The 22,956-nt window shown below is 70.8% G+C and carries 19 protein-coding genes; 3 read left to right on the top strand and 16 right to left on the bottom strand.

The features are described from left to right. Positions 1 to 91: 91 nt before the first annotated feature. From FHX52_RS02910 to FHX52_RS02895, 4 genes are all read right to left on the bottom strand, one after another. The gene (locus FHX52_RS02910) at positions 92 to 487 is read right to left on the bottom strand and encodes a MerR family transcriptional regulator (RefSeq protein WP_141819752.1); all 396 of its coding nucleotides are present in this window, start codon (positions 485 to 487) and stop codon (positions 92 to 94) included. Between the two features lie 38 nt (positions 488 to 525). Further along, positions 526 to 1,737, bottom strand: coding sequence for an FUSC family protein (locus FHX52_RS02905; protein ID WP_141819750.1), 1,212 nt, complete (start codon positions 1,735 to 1,737; stop codon positions 526 to 528). A 199-nt stretch (positions 1,738 to 1,936) separates the two neighbouring features. Continuing rightward, positions 1,937 to 2,479 (bottom strand): phosphatase PAP2 family protein, encoded by a 543-nt coding sequence (locus FHX52_RS02900; protein WP_141819748.1) that lies wholly within the window; start codon positions 2,477 to 2,479, stop codon positions 1,937 to 1,939. Positions 2,480 to 2,524: 45 nt separating this feature from the next. Then, positions 2,525 to 4,510, bottom strand: a complete 1,986-nt coding sequence (locus tag FHX52_RS02895; RefSeq protein WP_185747055.1) for an alpha/beta-hydrolase family protein — start codon at positions 4,508 to 4,510, stop codon at positions 2,525 to 2,527. Positions 4,511 to 4,681: 171 nt separating this feature from the next. On the opposite strand from FHX52_RS02895, the gene FHX52_RS02890 reads away from it, so the two are divergent. Beyond that, a complete protein-coding gene (locus tag FHX52_RS02890) occupies positions 4,682 to 6,076 on the top strand; it encodes an ATP-binding protein (protein ID WP_141819744.1) in 1,395 nt (464 codons plus the stop codon). A gap of 66 nt (positions 6,077 to 6,142) precedes the next feature. Here FHX52_RS02890 and FHX52_RS02885 read toward each other — a convergent pair whose 3' ends face one another. Beyond that, on the bottom strand, positions 6,143 to 6,649 hold the full coding sequence (locus FHX52_RS02885) for a hypothetical protein (protein ID WP_141819742.1): 507 nt from the start codon (positions 6,647 to 6,649) through the stop codon (positions 6,143 to 6,145). A gap of 48 nt (positions 6,650 to 6,697) precedes the next feature. Further along, positions 6,698 to 8,395 (bottom strand): MFS transporter, encoded by a 1,698-nt coding sequence (locus FHX52_RS02880; RefSeq protein WP_141819740.1) that lies wholly within the window; start codon positions 8,393 to 8,395, stop codon positions 6,698 to 6,700. A gap of 256 nt (positions 8,396 to 8,651) precedes the next feature. Here FHX52_RS02880 and FHX52_RS02875 point away from each other — a divergent pair, with 256 nt between their 5' ends. Then, positions 8,652 to 11,096, top strand: coding sequence for a M14 family metallopeptidase (locus FHX52_RS02875; RefSeq protein ID WP_141819738.1), 2,445 nt, complete (start codon positions 8,652 to 8,654; stop codon positions 11,094 to 11,096). Positions 11,097 to 11,156: 60 nt separating this feature from the next. Here FHX52_RS02875 and FHX52_RS02870 read toward each other — a convergent pair whose 3' ends face one another. Both FHX52_RS02870 and FHX52_RS02865 read right to left on the bottom strand, forming a co-directional pair. Further along, complete coding sequence (locus FHX52_RS02870; protein ID WP_141819736.1) at positions 11,157 to 11,657, bottom strand: SMI1/KNR4 family protein; 501 nt, start codon at positions 11,655 to 11,657, stop codon at positions 11,157 to 11,159. After that, entirely contained in the window at positions 11,654 to 12,325 is a 672-nt protein-coding gene (locus tag FHX52_RS02865; RefSeq protein ID WP_141819734.1) for a hypothetical protein, read from the bottom strand. The genes FHX52_RS02870 and FHX52_RS02865 overlap by 4 nt, the downstream gene beginning before the upstream one ends. Positions 12,326 to 12,577: 252 nt before the next feature. Here FHX52_RS02865 and FHX52_RS02860 point away from each other — a divergent pair, with 252 nt between their 5' ends. Beyond that, on the top strand, positions 12,578 to 12,874 hold the full coding sequence (locus FHX52_RS02860) for a hypothetical protein (RefSeq protein WP_221630453.1): 297 nt from the start codon (positions 12,578 to 12,580) through the stop codon (positions 12,872 to 12,874). Between the two features lie 93 nt (positions 12,875 to 12,967). Here FHX52_RS02860 and FHX52_RS02855 read toward each other — a convergent pair whose 3' ends face one another. From FHX52_RS02855 to FHX52_RS02820, 8 genes are all read right to left on the bottom strand, one after another. Then, positions 12,968 to 14,458 carry a rhamnulokinase gene (locus tag FHX52_RS02855; RefSeq protein ID WP_141819732.1) on the bottom strand — a complete coding sequence of 497 codons (1,491 nt, stop codon included), beginning with the start codon at positions 14,456 to 14,458 and terminating at the stop codon, positions 12,968 to 12,970. After that, complete coding sequence (locus FHX52_RS02850; protein WP_141819730.1) at positions 14,455 to 16,512, bottom strand: bifunctional aldolase/short-chain dehydrogenase; 2,058 nt, start codon at positions 16,510 to 16,512, stop codon at positions 14,455 to 14,457. Before FHX52_RS02850 ends, FHX52_RS02855 begins: the two co-directional genes overlap by 4 nt. A 3-nt stretch (positions 16,513 to 16,515) precedes the next feature. Next, positions 16,516 to 17,679 (bottom strand): L-rhamnose isomerase, encoded by a 1,164-nt coding sequence (gene rhaI, locus FHX52_RS02845; RefSeq protein WP_141819728.1) that lies wholly within the window; start codon positions 17,677 to 17,679, stop codon positions 16,516 to 16,518. Then, positions 17,676 to 18,071, bottom strand: coding sequence for an L-rhamnose mutarotase (locus FHX52_RS02840; protein WP_221630550.1), 396 nt, complete (start codon positions 18,069 to 18,071; stop codon positions 17,676 to 17,678). Before FHX52_RS02840 ends, rhaI begins: the two co-directional genes overlap by 4 nt. Positions 18,072 to 18,211: 140 nt before the next feature. Then, entirely contained in the window at positions 18,212 to 19,255 is a 1,044-nt protein-coding gene (gene rhaS, locus FHX52_RS02835) for a rhamnose ABC transporter substrate-binding protein (RefSeq protein WP_141819726.1), read from the bottom strand. Positions 19,256 to 19,266: 11 nt separating this feature from the next. Beyond that, the gene (locus FHX52_RS02830) at positions 19,267 to 20,307 is read right to left on the bottom strand and encodes an ABC transporter permease (RefSeq protein ID WP_141819724.1); all 1,041 of its coding nucleotides are present in this window, start codon (positions 20,305 to 20,307) and stop codon (positions 19,267 to 19,269) included. Beyond that, on the bottom strand, positions 20,304 to 21,305 hold the full coding sequence (locus FHX52_RS02825) for an ABC transporter permease (RefSeq protein ID WP_141821998.1): 1,002 nt from the start codon (positions 21,303 to 21,305) through the stop codon (positions 20,304 to 20,306). The genes FHX52_RS02830 and FHX52_RS02825 overlap by 4 nt, the downstream gene beginning before the upstream one ends. Positions 21,306 to 21,385: 80 nt before the next feature. After that, complete coding sequence (locus FHX52_RS02820) at positions 21,386 to 22,912, bottom strand: sugar ABC transporter ATP-binding protein (RefSeq protein ID WP_141819722.1); 1,527 nt, start codon at positions 22,910 to 22,912, stop codon at positions 21,386 to 21,388. Positions 22,913 to 22,956: the final 44 nt, after the last annotated feature.

Genomic DNA, 22,956 nt, shown 5'->3' with positions numbered 1-22,956 from the left:
AGCCACCCGTGACGTCACCCCTCAAGCCACCCGTCAAGCACCCGTCAAGCACCCGTCAAGCCACGAGTCGGGCCGTGACGAGCTGCAGGCTTCAGACCCCCGCGGTCTCGAGACGGGACTGGTAGATGCCGATCTTGTTGTCGATGGCCCCGAGGTGCTCGGTGACCTCGGCGAGCTGCGCGAGCACCCGGGCCCGATGGGCCTGGAGGAGGGCCAGCCGCTCGGACTCGTTGCCGTCACCCTCACGGCACAGGACGGCATACGACCGCACCTCGCGGATGGGCATGCCCGTCGCCCGCAGGCGCGTCAGCATCGTGATCCACGCGAGGTCGACGTCGGTGTAGACCCGGTGGCCCGAGCTCGAGCGGCCGACCCCGTGCAGCATGAGGCCGTCGCGCTCGTAGTAGCGCAGGGTGTGCGTCGTGAGGCCCGTGCGCTCGGCGGCCTCCGCGATCGACAGTCCCGCGGTGGGGGCTATGGTCGTCATCGGCCCAGCCTGCGCCTTCGAGTGCACTCCACGTCAAGTCAGCCCTCGGGCGCTGCCGCGCCACGACGGGTCATCCGCGCCCACAGACCGGTCTGGGGGGTGACCCTCAGGGGGTCGGTCTCGGTCGGACGCGACGCCTCGTCGCGCGCCGATTCCAGGTCGTGGACCGCGCGCGTCGCATCGCTGATGAGCGAGCCGTAGACGGGCCACTGCTCGGGGTCCTCGAGCGGGGTCACGCGCACCTCCTCGCGCAGCTCGGTCAGCACGTCGCGGGCGTGCTCGATGCTGCGGTCGAAAGCCGCGGTCGCGTCCTCGTCGTGCAGGCCCAGCTGCTGCACCGCCTCCGCGAGCGAGCCGAGCGCGTCAGCGAACCGCGACAGGAAGTCGGGCGACGGAGCAGGGTGGCGCTCGTCGGTGGCGTCGACGAGGGTGCGCCCGATGCCGGTCACCTGCCAGAGCACGTGGCGCAGCGTCTTGACCGTGCGCTCGTAGCCCTCCCAGTGCACGTCGGCCGGCCGGATGCCCTCGCGCGGGTTGAAGCGCGTGCTCTCGCGACCCGTCCGGATGTCGTCGACGATGTAGCGGGTGCGGTCGGCGATGTCGCCGCCCCGGCGGTACCACCCCCGCGCCGTCTCCGCGTCGAAGCCGCGGCGCAGCCCGTCGGCCAGCTCGAGGAGCAGGTCGCGCACCTGGTCCGTGAGGGCCGCCACCCGCTGGCGAGGCTTGGTCAGGTGCAGCGGCGCGAAGACGAGCGCGTTGACCGCGACGCCGATGACTCCTCCGGCGATCGTCTCGACGATGGTGAGCGAGGTGAACTCCTCGTCGACGCCACCGGCCGTGATGAGCGAGAGCAGCACCATCGCCGGCACCTGGATGCCGTGGTCACCGAGCCGCGACCAGCGACCGATGACGAGGGCGACGAGGATGACGACGAACATCGTCCACACGTTGACGCCGACGAACGTCGCGGCCACCCAGGCGACGCCGAGGCCGAGCACGACGGCCGCGATGCGCTGGGCGCTCGCCGAGATCGACCGCACCATCGTGCGGTCGACGACGAGCAGCGCCGCCATCGGGGCATAGAAGGGCACCGGACTGTGCAGCACCCGCACCGCGAACTGCCAGGCGAGAACCGTTGCGAGTGCGGCCTTGACGAGCAGCATGAGCGCGTCGCGCTCGGGTCCCGGCTGGCGCACCGCAGTGCCGAGGGCACGCACTCGGGTGCGTGTGTCCTCGCGCCACTGGCTCATCGGGGCCGACCTCCGTGCTGCCCCCTCAGACGGGGCGACCCGGTCCGTCGTCGTCCCACGCGCCACACTCTAGGACCCGGCGCAGCCGTCGCGGTATGCCGTCCGGCGTGCCCCCGCCGACACCGCCCGCGACGCCACCACAGCGGGCCGTGACGACCACCGAGACCGGGCGCCACGGCATACCTCGGCTGGGGAGGCCTCAGGGTCGGCGGGCGTCTGCGATGGTCGCGTCCAGCGGGTGCAGTAGCTCGCCCGGTCGCGAGCGCTCCGCGCGCCAGGCCTCGTAGCGCGCGACGACGATGCGGCCGAGCCACACGCCCACCGCTGCGGCGAGGAGACCGAGCACGAAACCGCCGAGGACGTCGGGCACGTGGTGAACGTGCACGGTCACGCGAGAGACTCCGACGAGGGCTGCCCCGAGCAGCAACGCCACACCGATCCGACGCCGGAAGGCGAACACGACGCCGGCGATCGCCGCCGCCATCGTCGTGTGGTCGGACGGGAAGCCGTTGTCGGCGCCGTGCGGCACGAGCGGTGCCTGGCCGTCGACGACGAAGGGCCGCGGGTCGAACCACGCTGCACCACTGACGACCAGGAGGATCCCGACCACGGCGAGGGTGATGGCGCCGGCCACCGCCATCGACACCTTCGTGGGGCGGTCGGCAACCAGCCAGACGATCGCCGCCACGAGCGCGATGAGGTAGATGCCGTAGTCGGTCACCAGGATCGAGAGAGTCTGCACCGGATCATGGTGCCCTCTGATTCTCAGTGGTTTCTGGGAGACCTCTCAGTCGAAGGCGCCCTCGCGGAACTCCTCCCGGCGCCGCACGGCGTCGCGCACGCGCGCCATCTGCTCGTCGGTGCACTCGAGGCCGTAGACGTCGCGCACGAACTCCGGCAGGTCGGCCCGGTAGTCGTGGCCCCACGGGGCGTAGGACCCCGCGACCTGCGCGTTCTTCATGTCGACGAGCGTCTGGAAGAACGTCGTCACCGGCCGCCACCGCATCGTCGCCGGTATGCCGCGTGGCGAGCGTCCCGGCACGTGCTCGGTACGCGGGCGGTCGGGTCCCAGCCAGTCGGGGCGGCGGTTCAGCAGGTCGAGGCCGAAGCGCGTGACCCCGTCGTTGTCGTGGCTGAGGAGCACGTAGCGCACCTTGGCGCGCGCCTCCTCGCCGAGCGCGACGAACTGCTCGTGGTCGTTCACGACGGCGATGAGGGCCGGGTCGACGTCGGGTCGTGCCGGCCCGGTGATCTCGTGCATCCACTTGCTGCCTGCCGGTGTGCCGATCCAGAGCGCGCGGTCGATGCCGAGGGCCTGCGGTCCCAGCGTGCCCCAGCCGAGGAGGACGTCCTGGCTCGTGTGCGCTCCGAGCGACTCACCGAAGAGGACGACCTCGGGCCGACGGTCCGGCGGCATCCCGCGCACCCGCTCGAGGATGCGCAGCCAGAGCAGCCGGTTCTGCTCGCGCGCCGCCCGGACCTTGCCCAGCGAGAGCGGCGACGGCCGCTTGGAGTACTGCATGGTGACGCTCGCGACGTCACCGCGCGTGAGGTACTGCGCCGCCGCGACCGCGACGTAGTTGACGTAGCCGGTGCCGGTCGGCGAGACGAGCATGAGCGTCGAGCGCGACCAGGCGTCGGTGCGGTCCATCTCGGCGATCGCCAGCTCGACCCGCTCGACCGGGCTCTCCGCGCTGTCGAGGCCGACGTAGACCTGCACCGGTTGCGCCCGGGCCGGCTCCCCCATGACGGTCGGGATCGACAGGTCCTCCGGCACCCGCCCGTCCGGCAGGGGCGGCGGGTCGACGACGGCCTCCGGGCGCACGTAGGTGACGGCGTGCCGCCGGCCCTCGCGGCCGAGCGAGTCCCACGCGACGAGGCTCGCGGGGTCGCCACTGATCAACGGGTGGGTCCACACGCCGGGAGCCGCCTGCATCCACGGGTCCACCGTCGTGCTGCCGGCCTCGACCTTCTGCATGGCCCGCGTCCACAGGACGTTGAGTCCAGCCCCGGCGACAGCGGCGAAGGCCGCGTGCGACGTGAGCCTCCAGACCAGACCGGTTCCGGGGGTCGGTCCGGGCGCGAGCCGCCGCACCTGCTCGGCGGTCCACCGCTCGACCCAGCCCGCGCCCCAGAGCACGGCGATGACGGCCGCGCCGGCGCCCAGGCCCGGCAGCGTCGGCACCTCGTCCGTCGGTCGGGCAGCGAGGTCGGCGCCGTCGGTGGTCGGCTCGGGCGCGACGGCTCGCGCGCGTTCGATGACGGCGGCGGTGAGCAGGCCGACCGGGATCGACAGCGGAAGCGAGGCGATCCGACCGTCCGCCCCGACGGCTCGGTCGAGGGCCTTGGCGCCGGCCGTCGCAGCGAGCAGCACGCTCCCGCACAGAGCCGTCGCGCCCAGCCGCCACCCTGCCTGACGCACCGCCCCCCGCGCCGGGGTGGAGACCCCGCCGCGGTCGAGGTATGCCGCGAGGCCGAGCCCCACGGGGATGCCGCCGACCTCGCTGGTCAGGGCGGCCACGGACCGGCGCTGCGACTCCGACCAGCCTGCAGGGAAGGGGGCGGACCGTGCCGCGAACGTCGCGGCGACGTCGATGAGGTCCTGTGCAGCGAGGGTGAGCAGGTAGTGCGAGCCCGTCGAGAGTCCCGTGATGATGCCCTGGTCCTGCCAGGTCCGCTTCGACAGGGAGGGCGCGAGCGTCGGAGGTGTCATGGCCGCCGCCATGACGAGCCCGACCCGTTGGCCGGTGTGCGCGGTGTCCTTCGGCTGCACGGCGTCCTCCCAGGCGGGCCGGTGTCGCGAGGTCCTCGCCTCGCTCTTTCCTCGAGCATCGCGCCGGTCCGTCTGCCTTCCGTCATCCGAACAGGATGAAACCGGCCCCTCACCCGCCTTTGACTGCCGGATCCCGGCCCCGTCGCGGACCCGGACCGCCATAGTGGTCGCATGGCTGCGAACGACGACGTCGACCTCTCACCTGCTGCGCTGCGCCTCGAGTCCCCGGACGGCAGGTCCTTCACCGTGCGAGGGCCCGCGAGCGAGTGCCCCCGCGTCGGCGAGTACCTCGCGATCGACGGTGCGGACGCACCGCTCGCCTTCGTCGAGGAGGTCGCGACCGACCCCGCCGGTGGGGGCTTCGTGGCGGGGGGCTCGCTCGTCGGCGACACCTCGAGCGATGCGGACGGGCGGGCGAGGTGGTCGCAGACACCGGTCCGGCCGACCGAGGCCTCCGCCGTGCAGCGCCTCCTGTCGGCGCCGGACGAGCAGCTGCACCTCGGCCAGCTCGCCGACCATACCGAGGTGGGCGTCGCCCTCATCCCGAAGCGGCTCAACCGCCACACCTTCTGGTGCGGTCAGAGCGGCTCAGGCAAGACGTATGCCTTGGGTGTGCTCCTCGAGCGGATCCTGCTCACCACCCGACTGCCCATGGTGGTCTTCGACCCCAACAGCGACTTCGTGCGCCTCGGCGAGACGATGTCGGGTGCGGACGCGGAGTCCGTTGCGGCACTGGCCGATCGGGAGGTCGTGGTGCTGCGCCCGGGAGACGAGGCGTCGCCCCTGCACGTCCTCTTCAAGGAGATGACACCACGGGCTCGCGCTGCGGTGCTGCGCCTCGACCCGGTCGTCGACCGCGCCGAGTACAACGCGCTGCTCGGCCTCATGGAGGACCTCGACGCCGTCGAGACGCCTGACATCGTCGGGCACCTGCTCTCGCTCGGCGACCCGGACGCCACGGCACTCGCCCAGCGACTCCAGAACCTCGGGGTGCTCGAGTGGAAGACGACGTGGGCCTACGGCGCCGAGAGCGCGACCTCCGTCATCGCCCGTCGCCCGGCCGCCACCGTGCTCGACCTCGGTGGCTACGACCGCAACGAGGAGCAGCTGACGATCACCCTCGCCGTCCTCGACGACCTGTGGGCCCGTCGGGCTGAGCGTCGCCCGCTGCTGCTCGTCATCGACGAGGCGCACAACCTCTGCCCGCCCGACCCCGAGACGCCGCTCGGAGTGGCCGTGCGTGACCGGATCATCCAGATCGCGGCGGAGGGCCGGAAGTACGGCCTCTGGCTGCTCCTGTCGACGCAGCGCCCCTCGAAGGTGCACCCCGGCATCGTGTCGCAGTGCGACAACCTCACCCTCATGCGGATGAACTCGCGCGACGACCTCGACCAGCTCGGCTCGATCTTCGGCTTCGTGCCGCGTGGCCTGCTCGCCCAGGCCGCGAGGTTCCGGCAGGGCGAGGCCCTCGTCGCGGGAGGCTTCGTGCCGATGCCGAGCATCGTGCGGGTGCGGGGCCGGGTCACGCCGGAGGGCGGCATCGACGTTCCGGTGCCGATGCCCTGACCCTCGCGGGGTCTGCGGAACTCGCTCCTGCGCCGTCGCCGTCGTCGGGGCGGTTGCTGCGGGAGCTCAGTGCAACAACGACTTCGAGACGATCATGAGGATGCCGAGCATCCCGGCCAGAGCGGCCTCGATGGCCGACTCGCGAACGGGCGCGCCGGCATACCGGGCCGCGAGGTAGGCGAGTGAGCCCAGCACGAGAACCGTGAGCCAGAGGGCGAGGTCGGCGGCCGTGTTGGGCGACATCCCGAGGGCCGTGGCGATGGTGAAGGCGCCGAGTGCCGGCACACCTCCGAGGAGGACTCCCGACTCGTGGCGGCTGGCCGCCGCGAGGCGGTGGGTGAGCGTGTCGCGGCCCTCACGGAACTGGTGGGCGAAGGCGCGGACGTAGACGTCGGCGAGCCAGTAGACACCGAGGACGAAGAGCGTCGTGGCGACGATCCGCCTCGCTGACGTCTCGTGGCCCGCGGTCGCGCTGATCACGGCGCCGGTGATGATGACGCCGTAGAGGATGCCCGCCGGGTGCCGTGAGGCGACCCACAGGCCCGTCCGGTGGCGTGCGTCCCTCAGCTCCACGGCTCTCTCCCCCACTCTGCGTGTCGGTGCTGCACCACCCTCACGGTGTCAGACCGCGCGCGACCCGTCCACGGTGCCGGACGAAGAGTCAGCAGTCTTGTCACGGCCGACCCCCTCGTCACCGTCATCGTCACCGTCCCCCTCGTCGTCGCCCGAGCCGGGGGCTCGACGCGGGATGCGTCCGGTGAAGAAGAGGGCGCCCACGGTCAGCAGGGCGGTCACCCCGAATGCCTCCTTGAGGGCGTCGAGGCGAGCGGCGGCGTTGACGTCGATGATGGCCTGCGCCTCGGTGCCGGTGACGCCGGCAGTCGTCAGTGCGTCGCTCAGCTGCTTGTCCGAGATGAACGGGACGCCGCCGACGATCGGGGTGGCAGCCTGCTCCTTCACCTGGGCCGGCACGTCCGGGTTGGCGAGGATGCCACTCACGACGGAGGCGGTCAGTGTCGACAGCAGGACCGAGCCGACGAGGGCCGTTCCGAGCGAGGCACCGAGGTTGGTGCCGGTGTTCTGCAGGCCGCCCACCTCGGCGGCCTCGGAGTCGGGGACGGACGAGACCGTGACGCTGCCGAGCTGAGAGGCGAGCGCGCCGAGGCCCAGGCCGATGAGGAGCATGGGGACGGCCACCACGGCGGCGTTGGCTCCGGGGTTCATGCCGCCGACGAGCACGAGGATGCCGGCGAGCATCGACAGCAGGCCGAGCCGGACGACGCGTCGCGGGTTGGCCTGCGGCCAGGCCTTGGGCACCCCCGCGGCCGCCAGCAGCAGCGCGAAGGAGAGCGGGAGGATGCGGAGCCCGGTCTGGAGGGCGTCGAGCTGGAGCACGACGGAGAGGAAGAGCGGCACGGCGAAGAAGACGCCGGCCTGGATGATGTACTGCGAGAAGAACATCGTGAGGCCGCCGACGAGGCCCCGGTTGCGCAGCAGCATCGGACGCAGCAGGGGCTCCCTGCCGGTGCGGACGAGGTGGTTCTCCCAGCGCATGAAGGCGAAGACGACGAGCAGGCCGAGCACCATGAGCCAGATCGACGGCGAGGCCCCGAGGATCGAGGGCGCGCCCGGCTTCGGGACGACCCAGCCCCACTCGCTCGTGCGAAGGACGCCGTAGACGAAGGCGCCGAGGCCGACGACCGACAGCAGCGACCCGACGTAGTCGATCTTGGCGGGTGTGGGAGGGACGTCGGCCATCTTGCGGAGGAAGGCGAGGATGACGAGGACGATGACGACCTCGCCCGCGAAGACGTAGCGCCAGGAGAAGAACGTCGTGACGGCGCCGCCGATGAGCGGGCCTGCGGCCACCGCCATCGCACCGGCCGCCGCGATGAGTCCGTATGCCGCAGCGCGCCGTTCCGCTGGGAAGTTCGCCGCCACGAGCGCCACGATCGCCGGCATGATGAGCGAGGCACCGAGCCCCTCGAGCAGCGACCAGCCGAGTAGGAGCACCTCGAGGTTCGGGGCGAGCGCCGTGGTGAGGGAGCCGGCCGCGTAGATGACGAGACCGATGCCGAACGCCCGGCGTCGCCCGATGATCGAGCCGATCTTGCCGCCCGTGATCATCATCGTCGCCATGACGAGCGTGTAGAGGGTGATGGCGGTCTGGATGCCGCTGATCGTCGTGCCGAGGTCGCTGGCGACGACGGCCATCGAGACGTTCATGACAGAGCTGTCGAGCGTCATCACGAACTGTCCTGCGGCGAGCAGGGCGAGCACGATGCCCGCCCCGGTCCGCACCGGCGTGGTGGTGGCCACGGCCCGCTCCCTTCAAGGGTCTTCCACGGTCGCGACGGGCGAGAGTCTCCCGACGTTGATGGACACCAGTCGACCGGGAGCCCGCGGGGGGCGTCATCACCCCGGGAAGGTGAACAGGAGCGGCACGACATCGGTCGGGTGCCGGCACGACTTTGCCGAGTCCAGACCATGTCCATACGGAATGCGGGGAGCGCACCGCGGCGGCACGGGGCCAAGATCAGGTCCACGTGCTGTCCTTTTGCAGAAGGAGTGGTTCATGTCTCGTCGCCGACCCGTCCCCCGCCGCCCGCGCCTCGTCGCGCTGCTCACCACGGGCGCCCTCGTCATCGGGCTCGCGCCCGCCTTTGCTGCGAGCTCCGCCGGCGCCGAGCCGCCGGGGAGTCCACCGGGAGGCAGCGTGAGCAGCTCGCCGCCCGGGGTCTCGCTCGTCAAGGTCGTCGTGCCGGACCGGGCCGCGGTCGACCGTCTCACCTCGCTCGGCTTCGACGTCGCGGAGTACACCCGCCCCGTCGACGGCGGGGTGGAGATCCACGTGGTCGCGGACGCCGCGGACACCACGGCGATCACCGCCATGGGCTACCGCGTCGGCGATGCCGTCACGAGCCCCTCCGACGTGGCCCGCAACCGCGCCGAGCGGTCCGCCACGATCGCGGCCGACGCGAGCGCCCTGGCTGCGGCCGACTCGCTCACGGTGCTGCGGGCCGAGTGGTTCACCTCGACCGACGACCAGCGCTTCCTGTCCGTCGAGGTGAAGACCGATGCACCGGTGGCCACGAACATCCTGACGGTGCAATGGGATTCGGGCCCGGGCACCGCGATGGGCTCTGGGGGAAGTGCCACGATGTCGCGCTTCGTCGACGCCGGGCAGTACATGTACCACCGCTTCAACGCACCGGTCCCAGTGACCTCCGCACCCTCGAAGGTCACCATCACCAGCACCGTCGGCGGCAGCGTCACCACGGATGTCTCGGAGTGGCTCGGCACGCCACGCAAGGCACCGAGCCCGCACTATGTGTCGGACTTCGTCGACCACTACATGGACCCGACCGAGATCTACGGCCGGTTCGCGTCCCTCGCGAAGGAGTTCCCGTCGCTGACCCAGCTCGTCGACCTGCCGAACAAGACCAACGGCTACCGTCGGGCGGCCCAGGCCACCTTCGGCACGGCCGCGGCGAGCACGCTCTACGTCACGTCCAAGGCGTGGGGCCACGAGGGCGGCAACGACCTGAGCGTCGCCCTCGTCAACCCCGGGACCCCGAGCAGTGCCCTCAGCGTGGCCGTCGCCGGCTCGGCGATCACCGTCACGCTCGCGACGAGCTCGTCAGGCGCCGTGACCTCCACCGCTGCCCAGGTCGTGGCGGCGCTCAACGCGTCACCCGCGAGCTCGGCAGTGCTCAGCGCGAGCACCTACCGCGGCAATGCCGGTGCGGGCATCGTGGCCGCTGCGGCGAGCACGCGGCTCAGCGACAACCTCAACGCGCCCGCCTCGGTCTCGCGTGAGCCCTTCCAGGTGCAGGCACTGCGCATCGGCAAGGCACGGGACGGCTCGCGCACGGGTGTCTTCCTCTACTGCCAGGAGCACGCTCGCGAGTGGGTCACCCCGCTCGTGTGCGTCGAGACGGCCGAGCGGCTGCTCCGCAACTACCAGAAGGACCCGACGACGCGGAAGCTCGTCGACAAGCTCGACATCTTCATCGTGCCGTCGATCAACCCCGACGGGGCGCACTACAGCTTCTACGACTTCGCGAGCCAGCGGAAGAACATGACGAACCACTGCGGGCCGAACGACTCCGACCCCGCACGGCGCACCTCGTGGGGGGTCGACATCAACCGCAACTTCTCGGTCGGGTCGGTCTTCGACGGCTTCACCGGCGCGTCGGCCACCAACTGCCTCTCGGGCACCTTCGCCGGGCCGGCCGAGCTGTCGGAGCCGGAGGCACGCAACGAGGTGTGGCTCGTCAAGCAGTTTCCCAACATCAAGTTCGCGATGAACACCCACTCCTACGGCGGCTACTTCATGTGGCCTCCGGGTGCCTACAAGGCCGCGGGCCGCGAGCTGCTGCCGCCGGTCGAGCTCGGCACCGAGGAGTTCTTCTGGGCTGCGTCCGACCACATCCTCTCGGCGGTCAAGGAGTGGCGTGGCACCGCGATCTGGCCCGGCCAGACCGGTCCCGTGACCGACGTCCTCTACTCCGCAGCGGGCAACTCCGCCGACGAGCTCTGGTACAACCACGGCATCATCGGCTGGGACTTCGAGGTCGGCGCCGACATCTGGAACCCGACCGCCAAGAGGTTCGAGGCCGTGGGCTTCCAGCCACCCTTCGCCGAGGGTCACGAGGAGGCCATGGAGTTCGCAGGCGGTCAGATCGGCATCCTCGAGGTGGCTCTCGCGCACGAGACCGACTCGAAGCCGCCGAGCTCGACCCTGTCGGTGGAGAAGCAGCAGCCCGGCAGCACCTCGTTCACCTTCGCGACGAGCGAGCCGGCGACGGTCTACTACACGCTCGACGGCAGCCGCCCAACCCTCGCCTCACCGAAGCTTGCTCCTGCGGGTCTGCGAGAGGGAGCCGGCTCCGTCACCGTGACCGACCGCACCGAGGTCCGCTGGTTCTCCGTCGACATAGCCGGCAACACGGAGTCGCGCTACCGGCCCGACGGCAACGGGCAGAACTACCGGCGCCAGGTGGTCACCGTGCAGTGACGTCTCTCCGCTGACGTTCTGACCATCAGTGCGTGGGCCCGGTCCCCTTGGGGGCCGGGCTCACTCGCCTGGGTGCAGAGCAGCCAGGAAGTGCTCGAGGGAGTCGTCGACCACGTCGAACCGACGATCAAGCGGTGCATCGTGCAGGCGCCGCACGACGGCGCCCGCGCCCTCGCCGTCGACCCGGACGAGCAGGAAGTTGTCTGCTCCGTCGTTCTCGAACGGGACGAGCTCGCGCGGCACGACACCGTCGAGGTCTTGCTGAGCCTCGGTCACCTCCGACACGTCGAGGACCCAACCGAGGAGCACGTCGCGGCCGGTGTCGGGGTCGCGGTACGACGCGCTCGAGCCGAAGGACGACCCGCCGAAGCGCTCGACGAGCCAGTGGAGGAGCTCGCCCGGCGCGGTGCCGTCGTCGACGCCGACCTCGGACCATGCCTCCGGATCCAGCGGCGCCTCACGCGGTCGCCCACCCAGCCCGAGCAGGTGGCGGGCCCGGTCCCCAAGGGGGCCGGGCTCACGGTGCACCGCGACAGCTGGCCGGGTGACCTTCTCGGTCACCAGCGGACCAGGTTCGCCACCTTGACGTCCTGGATGGACGCCTCCTCCGTGCTGCCGGAGAAGGTGCCGGCGGGCAGACCGGTCACCGTGATGTCGGTCGATGCCGGACGCATGGCCGTGCTCACCATGTCCATCGTCCAGGAGCCGCCGACGCTGTAGCGGGAGTGCGACCTCTGCCGCTCGAGCGGACCCGTCGCGGTCCAGTCCGCCGTTGCGGTGATCGTGACGGTCACGCCGTTGGGCCCCTCCTTGCCCGTGTTCTCGTCGAAGACGACGACCTGAGCCTCGCAGGTCGGGATCTCGAGCTGGGCACTTGACAGGTCGTCGGCGACAGTGAAGTCGAAGGCCGAGGCCTCACACCACAGCTCGGCCGGGTAGGGCTCCGCACTGGTCGCGTCGGCCGGCATCGTCAGACCGATCGCGAGGAGGGCCGGCTGCGGACCGCGCACGGCCTTCGACCCTGCAACGCGGCGCACCGTGCTCGCGTCAGCACCCTGGACGTAGAGCACCCGTGGCGCTCCCACCTCGGGCTCTGCACTCTCGGGCGCGAACCACGTGGCATCAGCCATCGTCCCGCTCATGGTGAAGGCCTCGCGGGCGACCCCGGGGGCGCTGCTCGCACTGACCGGCACCGCGAGTGTGGCGAGCAGCCCCGCCACCGCAAGCATCCCGAGCCTCCGCATTCGTCTCGCCTGTGATCTCACGACGTCCGCCTCCACTCCCGTGGTCCGGGTGGCACGCATGGTGCGTCCCGCCTCGTCTCGGACGCTAACGACACAGATCCGACGGGTGGCAGAGGCGAAGGTCCTCCTCCCGGCGCATCGAGGGGTGGAGGATCATGAGCGCGACGAGCCGGCCGGCCGGGTCCCAACGGGCGAGCCGGTCGCTGAGACGGGGGCGGCGCAGGGGACGATGGGCCCATGGCGAAGCAGCACGCTGGTCCGAGGTTCTTCAAGCGCAAGGGGCACGACCTCACCGTCAAGGACAGCGAGGGCGTCAAGCACCACGCGACCTTGCAGCCCGTCGACCAGCCGTCCGACCGGCACGGCACCCATGACGACGGACCGTTCGCCTTCGGCTACTGCAAGAGCTGCGACTGGACCGGCCCGGCGCGCAGGGCCCGCGACAAGGCCCGCAAGGACGCCATCGCCCACCAGGACGACTGCCCCAGCAAGGGCAAGATCCGGATCGGCGTGAGCGAGAACGACCCTCGGTAGCCACCCCACCCCGGTTCGATGTATCCCCGCGGGCCAGGGCCCGCTCGGATACATCGACCGAGCGAGGAGAGGTGGGCCCGGTTGGTCGACCTCTCAGCGCGCGAGGTGCAGGCGTGCCTCGGCCGCGGCCCAGTCGAGGCCGTGGCGGGGCTCGTGACGCCGCAGCTCGTGCGTGCGTCGAACGAGTGCCCGCATGGCAGCGAGGTCCGGCAGGTCTGCCCCGAGCGCCCGGGCCTGGACGAGGACGTTGCCCAGCGCGGCCGCCTCGGCCGGCCCTGCGAGCACAGGCAGCCCGCACGCGTCGGCCGTGAGCTGGCAGAGCAGCTCGTTCTGCGAACCTCCCCCGACCACGTGCACGACATCGACGCTGCTGTCCGCGAGCTCGCCAGCGGTGCGGACGTGGCGACGGTAGGCCAGTGCCAAGGAGTCGAGGATGCAGCGGGTCAGCGCGGCGGGGCTCTCCGGCACCGGCTCCCCCGCACGCCGCGCGAGCGCCACGACGCGCTGGGGCATCGGGTCGGCCTGCGTGCTCGGTTGGAGCAGGACGTCGTCGTCGATGTCGATCACTGTCCGAAGGCCCGGCGACTGCGCCGCACCGTCGAGCACCGTCGAGAGATCGGCGACCTCACCCTCGGTCTGCCAGGCGCGGAGGCACTCGGAGAGCACCCAGAGACCCATGACGTTCTTGAGGAAGCGGACCGTGCCGTCGACGCCGGTCTCGTTGGTGAAGTCCGCAGCCCTGGCGGCCGCCGTGAGGACCGGCTCGCCGAGCTCCAGCCCCACGAGCGACCACGTGCCGGAGGAGATGTAGGCGAAGGACGCCCCCTCCGCGGGCACGCCTACGACGGCCGAGGCGGTGTCGTGCGAGCCCACCGCGATGACAGGCACGCTCGCATCGAGAGCAAGCTCGGAGGCGACCTGCGGAGCCACTTCGCCGATGCTGTCGCCCGGCTCGCGCAGCGGCGGCAGCAGCCGCGGCGGTATGCCGACCCGCTCGGCCAGCGCGACCGACCACTCCCGTTCGACGACGTCATAGAGCCCCGTCGTCGACGCGTTGGTGCGCTCGGCGCCGGCCACCCCGGTGAGCCAGTAGCCGAGGAGGTCAGGCAGCAGCAGCACCGTCGTCGCGGCCTCGAGCGCCGCCGAGCCGCGCGCTGCCACGAGCTGGTAGATCGTCGTGAAGGGCAGCTGCTGGAGACCGGTGATCGCATAGGCCTCCTCGGCCGGCACGATCTTCGCGACCTCCTCGAGCACACCGTCGGTGCGACGGTCCCGGTAGCTGTAGGGAGTGCCGAGCAGCTCGCCGTCGCGGTCGAGCAGGCCGTAGTCGATGGCCCACGAGTCAATCCCGATGGAGTCCAGCGGCCCGGTGCGAACCACCTCCCTCAACCCGGCAAGAACCTCCCGGTAGATGCCGACGACGTCCCAGCGCAACGAACCGCCCACGGACACAGGCGCATTGGGGAAGCGGTGGACCTCGGAGATCTCGAGTCGGTCGTCACCGTCGCCGACCGCCACGGTCGCCGCCATGACCCGGCCGCTGGTGGCGCCCAGGTCGACGGCGGCGACCCGCAGCTCGGTCATCGCAAGAAGGCGGCGGCCACGCCGGCGTCGACGGGGATGTGCAGTCCGGTGGTGTGGGTCATGTCCGGGCCGCACAGCGCGAAGACGGCGTTGGCGCAGTGCTCGGGCAGCACCTCGCGCTTGAGCAGGGTGCGTTGGGCGTAGAACTCGCCGAGCTTGTCCTCCTCGACGCCGTAGACGGCCGCGCGGTTGGCGCCCCAGCCGCTGGAGAAGATGCCGGAGCCTCGCACGACGCCGTCGGGGTTCACGCCGTTGACCTTGATTCCGTGCTGACCGAGCTCGGCGGCGAGCAGGCGCACCTGGTGGGCCTGGTCGGCCTTGACCGCGGAGTAGGCGATGTTGTTCGGCCCGGCGAAGACAGAGTTCTTCGAGGAGATGTAGATGATGTCGCCGCCGAGGCCCTGGTCGATGAGCACCCTTGCGGCAGTGCGGGACACGAGGAAGGAGCCCTTGGCCATGACGTCGTGCTGGAGGTCCCAGTCGGCGACCGTGGTGTCGAGCAGCGACTTCGAGAGCGAGAGTCCGGCGTTGTTGACGACGAGGTCGACGCCGCCGAAGGCGAGGACCGCTGCGTCGACCATGGCCTGGACCTGGGCCTCGTCGGAGACGTCGGCCTGCACGCCGATCGCGACGTCGGGGCCGCCGATCTCGGCCGCCGCGGCCTGCGCCTTGGCGAGGTCGAGGTCGGCGACGACGACGCAGGCGCCCTCGGCGGCGAGCTTGGTCGCGATGGCCTTGCCGATGCCGCTGGCGGCGCCGGTCACGAGGGCGATGCGGGTCGCGAGAGGCTTGGGCTTCGGCATCCGCTGGAGCTTGGCCTCCTCGAGCGCCCAGTACTCGATGCGGAACTTCTCCTCCTCGTCGATCGGCGCGTAGGTCGACAGGCCCTCGGCGCCGCGCATGACGTTGATGGCGTTGACGTAGAACTCGCCTGCCACGCGGGCGGTCTGCTTGTCCTTGCCGTAGCTGAACATCCCGACGCCCGGCACGAGCACGATGAGCGGGTCGGCGCCCCGGATCGCCGGGGAGTCAGGGGTCGCGTTGCGGTCGTAGTAGCCCTGGTAGTCCTCGCGGTAGGCGACGGCGAGCTCCTGCAGGCGCGCGACGGAGTCTTCGACCGGGGCGCTCGGCGGCAGGTCGAGCACGAGCGGCTTGACCTTGGTGCGCAGGAAGTGGTCCGGGCACGAGGTGCCCAGCGCGGCCAGGCGGGGGTGCTCGGCCGAGGCGAGGAAGTCGAGGACGACGTCGGAGTCGGTGAAGTGCCCGACCATGGGCCGGTCGTGCGAGGCGATGCCGCGGATCGTCGGGGCGAGCACGGCGGCCCGCGCGCGGCGCTCCTGCTGCGGCAGGGCGGCATACCCCTGCAGGGCGGGGCCGAAGGGCTCGGGGCGGCTGTGCTCGGCGATGTGGGCGGCTGCCGTGTCGATGATCCAGAGCGAGTTGGCCTCGGCCTCCTCGCTCGTGTCACCCCACGCGGTGATGCCGTGCCCGCCGAGGATGCAGCCGACGGCCTGCGGGTTCGCCTCCTTGATCGCGGCGATGTCGAGACCGAGCTGGAAGCCCGGGCGGCGCCACGGCACCCAGGCCACCTTGTCGCCGAAGATCGCCCCGGTCAGGGCCTCCCCGTCGGCAGCGGTCGCGATGGCGATGCCGCTGTCGGGGTGCAGGTGGTCGACGTGCGCGGCGTCGACGAGGCCGTGCATCGCCGTGTCGATCGAGGGGGCGGCGCCGCCCTTGCCATGCAGGCAGTAGTCGAACGCGGCGACCATCTCGTCCTCGCGATCGACTCCGGGGTAGACGTCGACGAGGGCACGCATCCGGTCGAGCCGGAGCACCGCGAGGCCGCTCTCGGTCAGGGTGCCGAGGTCTCCGCCGGAGCCCTTGACCCAGACGAGCTCGACCGGCCGGCCGGTGACGGGGTCGGTGACGGTGCCCTTCGCGGAGGTGTTGCCCCCGGCGTAGTTGGTGTTCTTGGGGTCGGCTCCGAGTCGGTTGGACCGGGCGATCAGCTCGGCCGCCGGGTTCGGGGTCGTGTCGTTGGGGGACGTGCTCATGGGTCAGTTCCATCCTGCCTGCGTGCCGCCTGCGCGGTCCGCTTCGATCTGCTGCTGGTAGCCACTGCTGAGGTAGGCCTGCACGGGGCGGGCCGGCAGCCCGCGGCTCTCACGCCAGGCCGCGAGGTCGGCCCGCACGTCGGTGTAGAAGGCGTCCATGAAGATCTCGTTGGCCGCGAGGACGTCGCCCGCCTCCTGCGCGACGCGCAGCGCGTCGGTGTCGACGAGCAGCGCCCGCGCCGTCATCTCCTGGACGTTGAGCACCGAGCGGATCTGGCCCGGGATCTTCGCCTCGATGTTGTGGCACTGGTCGAGCATGAACGCGACCGGGCTGTCCGGGCCGAAGCCGCCGCCCCGGATGACCTCGAAGAGGATCCGGAAGAGCTGGTAGGGGTCGGCCGCCCCGACGATGAGGTCGTCGTCGGCGTAGAACCGGCTGTTGAAGTCGAAGGAGCCGAGCTTCCCGAGGCGCAGCAGCTGCGCCACGATGAACTCGATGTTCGTGCCGGGGGCGTGGTGCCCGGTGTCGAGACACACGAGCGCCCGCTCCCCCAGCGCCGCGACGTGGGCGTAGGAGGTGCCCCAGTCCGGCACGTCGGTGTGGTAGAACGCCGGCTCGAAGAACTTGTACTCGAGCACGAGCCGCTGCTCGTCGCCGAGCCGGTCGTAGATCGTGCGCAGGCTCTCAGCGAGACGCTCCTGACGGCCGCGGATGTCGCCCTGGCCCGGATAGTTCGTACCCTCCGCCAGCCAGATCTTGAGGTCGCGCGAGCCCGTCGCGTCCATGACGTCGATGCACTCGAAGTGGTGGTCGATCGCCTTGCGACGGATCCGCGCGTCGGTGTGGGTGAGCGCGCCGAGCTTGTAGTCCTCATCCTGGAACGTGTTGGAGTTGATCGTGCCCAGGCCGATCCCGAGGTCCTCCGCATACCGCCGCAGCGCCCCGAAGTCATCGACGCGGTCCCACGGGATGTGCAGCGAGACCAGCGGCGCGAGCCCCGTGAAGCGGTGGACCGTGGCGGCGTCGGCGACCTTCTCCTCGACCGTGCGCGGCGTGCCCGGCGAGCCGAACACGCGGAAGCGGGTGCCGGAGTTGCCGTAGGCCCACGACGGGACCTCGATGGCCTGACCCTCGAGCTGGGGGGCGATGTCGCTGAATGTCGTCATGTCTCATCACTTCTGGTGTGCGTCGGGTCGGAGGGGAGCTGGTCGGACGAAAGCTGGTCGAGCGGGTCGAGCTGGTCCTCGAGGTGGAAGACCTCGTCGAGCAGGAGGAAGCCCTGGTCGGGCGGCACCCCGTCCAGCTCCTCGAAGAACGGAGCCATCTCGGCCTGCCACCGGGCGTTGACCTCGGTGCGGGCCATGCCCGCGACAGCCGCCTCGAGAGAGGGAGTCTCGACGTAGCCGATGAGCAGCCCGTCGGCCCTGAGGAAGAGGGAGTAGTTGTGCCAGCCGGTGTCGGCCAGCGCCCGCAGCATCTCGGGCCAGACCGCGGCGTGCCGAGCGCGGTACTCGTCGATCCGGTCGGGCCGGACCTGCAGCTGGAAGCAGGCGCGCACGATCACTCCCGAGGTGGTGTGGTGGGTGAGGGGGTATGCCGTCCGGCGGGCGGGCGGGCGGGCAGGGCCGGGCCGGGCCGGGCCAGATGGCCGGTCCCGCCCGGCCGGCGCCACGTGCGCGCCGGCCGGACGGTCACCGCTCAGAACTTGAACTGGTCGATGTTGCCGGCGTTGAAGGCGAACGGGTCGCCGAGCAGGACGGTCTGGTTCGCGCCGACCTTGAAGTCGCCGAGCGAGCCTGCGGTGAAGGTGTCGCCCTCCTTGCCCGTGATCTTGCCCTTGACGAGCGCGTCGGCCGCGTAGGCCGCGAGGGCGCCGAGGTCCGCGGGGTTCCAGAGGTAGAACTCGTTGACGGTGCCGTTCTTGACGTACTCGCGCATCTGGTTCGGCGTGCCGAGACCGGTGAGGGCGACCTTGACCTTCTTGTCCGAGGTGGACAGGTAGCGGGCGGCAGCGGCGACCCCGACCGTCGTGGGCGAGATGATGCCCTTGAGGTTGGGGTGGGTCTGGAGGAGGGCCGCGGTCTTGTCGAAGGAGGTCTGGTCGTCGTCGTTGCCGTAGACGACGTCGACGAGCTTGACGTTGGGGTGGTTGGCCGCGAGGTCCTTCTTCATGAGGTCGATCCACGCGTTCTGGTTCGTCGCGTTGGCGCTCGCCGACAGGATCGCGATCTCGCCCGAGTCGCCGATCTGCTTGGTGATGCCGTCGACCTCGACCTTGGCGAGGCCCTCGGGAGACGCCTGGTTGATGAAGAGGTCGCGGTACTGCGCGTCGGTGTCTGAGTCGAAGGTGACGACCTTCGTTCCACCCTTGCGCGCCTGGTTGAGGGCATCACCGATGGCCTTGGGGTCGTTCGCCGAGACGACGAGGGCGCTGACGTGCTGCTGTGCGGCGGTGTTGATGTACTGCACCTGACCGTCGGGGCTGGCCTGCTGGGGACCGACCTCGGAGTAGGTGCCACCGAGCGCCTCGACGGCCTTCTTGCCGCCGGCGTCACTCGTGTCGAAGTAGGGGTTGCCGAGGTTCTTCGGGATGAAGACGACACTCAGCTTGCCCGCTGCGGTGGCCGCACCGGTGCCGGCGGTGCCGGAGTCGGTGGCGGCCTTCGTGCACCCCGTGAGGGCGAGGCCTGCGGTGAGGGCGGCGACGCCGAGGACGGCGGAGCGACGCGAGATCGAGGTCATGCGATTTCCTTTCAAGGGGTTCCGACGCCAGCGGGCGTCTTGGTGGGGCGGGTGCCCCGGTTACGCCTGGCAGCGACGTCGGAGACCCACGCCAGGACAGGTGTTGAGACCACCGACACCACCAGCAGCAGGCCGATGATGATGTTGATGACGTTGACCGTGATCCCTTGCAGCCGTAGGGCGCTCGAGATCACGCCGATGAGCAGCACACCGGCGATGACGCCGACGAGCTTGCCTCGGCCACCGAAGATGGACACTCCCCCGAGGAGCACGGCCGCGATGACCTGGAGCTCCAGGCCGGCGGCGTTGTCTCCGCGGGCGCTGCCGAAGCGCAGCGTGTAGAAGATGCCGGCGAGGGCGGAGACCGCGCCGGTGAGGACGAAGAGGATGAACTTGGTCCGCTGCACCTTGACGCCGGTGAAGAGGGCCGCCTCGCTGCCCAGGCCGATGTCGTAGACCCCCCGGCCGAAGGCCGAGAAGTGGAGCAGCAGGGCGAAGCCGACGGCCAGCACGAGGAAGAGGAGCATGACGGTCGGGATGCCGGTGTCCCCGATCGTCTCGGACGCGCGCTGCGTCCAGTCCGCCGGGAAGTCGGTGACCGCCTTGGTGCCGAGGATCCCGACCGCCAGGCCGCGGTAGAGCGCCAGCGTGCCGATCGTGACAGCGAGCGACGGGAGGCCGACGTGGGCGACGAGATAGCCGTTGAGCGCCCCGCAGACGGCACCGACGACGAGCGCGACGGCGGCAGCCACGGGGATCGAGAAGCCACCCTCGTGCAGCACCCCGACGAGCACGCTGCTGAGGCCGACGACGCTCGCGACCGAGAGGTCGATCTCTCCCGTGACGATGACGAGGGTCATCGGCAGTGCGATGAGCAGGATCGGTGTCACGTCGAGCAGGAGGTAGTTGAGGGTCAGCTGCTCGCCGAAGTAGGGCACGTTGCCGTAGGCCCACATCGAGACGCCGATGACGAGGGCGACGACGGCGGCCTCTCGGCTGAGCAGGAGCCGGCGCCACAGCGGATGGGCGTAGGCGGCATACGTGCGGGTCATGACGGGTCCCTCGCTTCGACGAGTCGGCGTGACTGGCGGGCTGCGAGCACCCGGTCGAGCACGATGGCGCTGAGGATGAGCGCGCCCACGAGCGCCTGCTGCCAGAAGTCCGGGATGCCGAGCATCGGTAGCGCCCGGTTGATGGTGACGAGGAGCACCGCGCCGAGGGCGGCCCCCCAGACGGTGCCGCTGCCGCCGAAGATCGCGACGCCGCCGATGACGACGGCGGCGACCGCCTGCAGCTCGATGCCGGTGCCCGCGTCGGAGCTGACCGAGCCGTAGCGCGCGGCGAAGACGACGCCCGCCAGTCCGGCGAGTGCACCGGAGAGCACGAAGGCACCGACCACCCGCCGCCTGACGTTGAGCCCGTAGAGCACGGCCGCGTCGGGGTCTGAGCCGATCGCGTAGAACTCACGGCCGCTGCGAGCCGTGTAGAGGTAGTAGCCGACGGCCACGAGGACGGCGACCGCCACGATGAAGAGCACCGGGATGGTGAGCACCTGCGCCGTGCCGAGGGAGAGGAAGCCGGAGGGCAGGTCGGAGGCGTTGATGCGGCTGCTGCCCGCCCACGAGAGCACGATGCCCCGGTAGATGTAGAGCGTGCCGAGGGTGATGACGAGGGCGGGGACGCGGGCGAGCGCCACGAGCAGGCCGTTTATGAGGCCGAGCAGCCCTCCGACGACGATCGCCGCGACGAAGACCGCGACCATCGGCAGCTCGGGATGGTCGATGAACAACCGCCCCGTGAGGTATGCCGTGAGGCCGAGCACCGAGCCCACAGACAGGTCGACGTTGCGGGTGATGATGACGGCCGCCTGGCCCACGGCGAGCAGGATGAGCATCGACGGGGTGAGGAGCAGGTCGCGCCACCCGCTGCTGCTCAGCAGGAAGCTGGGGTTCTTGATCGTCGCTGCGGCAATGACGAGCAGGAGCACGACGAGGATGGAGAACTCGCGGGAGCGCAGCAGCCCCTCGAGCACGCGACGGCGCGGCGACATGCTGCTGGGCTCGACGAGCAGCTGCGTCTCGGTCGGGGTGTCGGGAACGCTCACGGTCGGCTCCTGGGTCGGTGCGGGCGTCATGACGCGACCTCCCTCGTCTGGGTTGCGGCGTGCATGACGGCCTGCGGGGTGGCGCTCTCACGCGGCAGGTCGGCGGTGAGCCGGCCCTCGCACACGACGAGAACCCGGTCGGCCATGCCGAGCACCTCGGGCAGCTCGGAGGAGATCATGAGGATGGCCATGCCCTGCCCGGCGAGCTCGGAGAGGAGCCGGTGCACCTCGGCCTTGGTGCCGACGTCGATGCCACGGGTGGGCTCGTCGATGATGAGGAGCGTGGGCTTCGTCGCGAGCCACTTGGCGATGACGACCTTCTGCTGGTTGCCGCCGCTCATCGTCTTGGCGAACATGTCGAGCGAGCTCGTCTTGACCTCGAGCCGGTCGGCCCAGGGGGCGACGGCCCGGTTCTCCATGCCCTTGGTCAGCAGGCCGAGCTTCGCGAGGCTCCCCCGGATGACGCCCGCGATGTTGTCGGTCACCGAGGCGTCGGTGACGAGTCCCTGCTTGCGACGGTCCTCGGGCACGAAGGCCATCCCGGCCCGGATGGCGGCGCCGGGGTCGCGCGGCGAGACGGCCCGGCCCTTCATGCGCACAGAGCCCGACTCGTAGCCGTCGACGCCGAACACGGCGCGTGCGATCTCGCTGCGTCCGGCCCCGACGAGGCCTGCGAGCCCGACGATCTCGCCGGACCGCACGGTGAAGGACACGTCGTGGAAGACGCCCCTGGCGGTCAGGCCCGAGACCTCGAGCACCGGGTCGCCGATCTCGGCCGGGGTCTTGGGGAAGAGGTCGGAGACCTCTCGGCCGACCATGAGGCCCACCATCTCCTCGACGCTCGTGCCGGCGATCGGCCGGGTAGCGACGTACTCACCGTCGCGCATGACGGTCACGGTGTCGCAGAGGTCGAAGACCTCGTCGAAGCGGTGCGAGATGAAGACGATGGCCCGACCCTCGTCGCGCAGCCGGCGAGCGACGGCGAAGAGCCGCTCCACCTCGACCCCGCTGAGGGCCGCGGTGGGCTCGTCCATGATGAGCAGGCGGGCGTCGAGCGAGATCGCCTTGGCGATCTCGATGATCTGCTGGTCCGCGATCGACAGGCCGAGCGCGGGACGACGGGGGTCGATGTGCACCCCGAGGCCCGCGAAGAGCCGGGCGGCCTCGGCGTGCATGGCCGCCCGGTCGATCCGGCGACCGGCGCCGAGGATCTGGCGGCCCATGAAGATGTTCTCCGTCACCGACAGGTCGGGGAAGAGCGTGGGCTCCTGGTAGATGACGGCGACGCCCGCGGCCTTCGACTCGGCGGTGGAGCCGAAGTCGGCAGGCTCTCCGGCGAGGAGGAAGTCGCCTCCGTCGCGGCGGTGCACTCCCGCGACGATCTTGATGAGGGTCGACTTGCCCGCGCCGTTCTCGCCGACGAGGGCGTGGATGGAGCCGGGGTGGGCCACGAGCGTGGCCGACCGCAGGGCGACCACCTGCCCGAAGGACTTGGCGACGTCACGCAACGTCAGGGTCGGAGGCGCTGCGCTCTCCGGTGAGACGGTGTCCATGGCTTCCTTGCATCTTTGAAAGGTTTCAACTGGCGATAATCTAG

It is taken from the genome of Humibacillus xanthopallidus (genome assembly GCF_006717145.1).
In the GTDB taxonomy this organism is placed as follows: domain Bacteria; phylum Actinomycetota; class Actinomycetes; order Actinomycetales; family Dermatophilaceae; genus Humibacillus; species Humibacillus xanthopallidus.
Note: the sequence above shows the minus strand (reverse complement) of the source record. Positions and strands in the feature narration are given on the sequence as shown.